This is a genomic window from Vibrio sp. 2134-1 (assembly GCF_033339495.1).
On record NZ_JAWOUS010000616.1, the window covers coordinates 1 to 617 of the forward strand.

The window sequence follows — 617 nt, forward strand, 5'->3', positions numbered from 1 at the left end:
CGCGGAGCGTAAAGGAGCGGCAGAATGTCGACCAGGTTATGTGCCATTTGAGGAAGTGTTGAAACACTCTGACGCGTTGACTTTGCACTGTCCGCTTAACGAGCATACGCAGAATTTGATTGGCAAAGCCGAGTTACAGCAAATGAAACCAAACGCGATTCTAATCAACACCGGTCGAGGCGGTTTGGTTGATGAGCAAGCGTTGGTGGATGCTCTAAAACAGGGGGAGATCGCAGCAGCAGGTTTTGATGTATTTACTCAGGAGCCTGCCGATGAGAGCAACCCTCTGATCGCTAATATTCACTTACCGAATTTGCTGTTAACGCCTCATGTTGCGTGGGGAAGTGATTCGTCGATTCAACGCTTGGCCGACATCCTGATTGAGAACATTAACGCGTTTCAGCGCGGAGACCTCCTCAATCGCCTCGCTTAATGGGCGTTGATTATCCGCATTAAAAAAGCAGACCTAGTGGTCTGCTTTGTCTTTATGGTTTACGAAGGAAGATTAGATTTCTTCTTCGTTTAACGCTTTCAGGATTTGGAAAATTTCACGGTAAGATTTTGCTGGTTTACCGGCTTTTTTCTCTTTCGCTGCTTGTCGTGCAAGTTGACGTAGA

At 47.0% G+C, this 617-nt stretch carries 2 protein-coding genes; one reads left to right on the plus strand and one right to left on the minus strand.

The annotated features are described in order from the left end of the window. A partial coding sequence (locus R7R78_RS27555) for an NAD(P)-dependent oxidoreductase (protein WP_318119676.1) occupies nt 1-433 on the plus strand: 433 nt, incomplete at its 5' end. 72 nt (nt 434-505) lie between these two features. On the opposite strand, the gene R7R78_RS27560 is transcribed toward R7R78_RS27555, so the two are convergent. After that, the coding region (locus R7R78_RS27560) for a DUF615 domain-containing protein (RefSeq protein WP_225474787.1) at nt 506-617 on the minus strand (112 nt) is incomplete at its 5' end.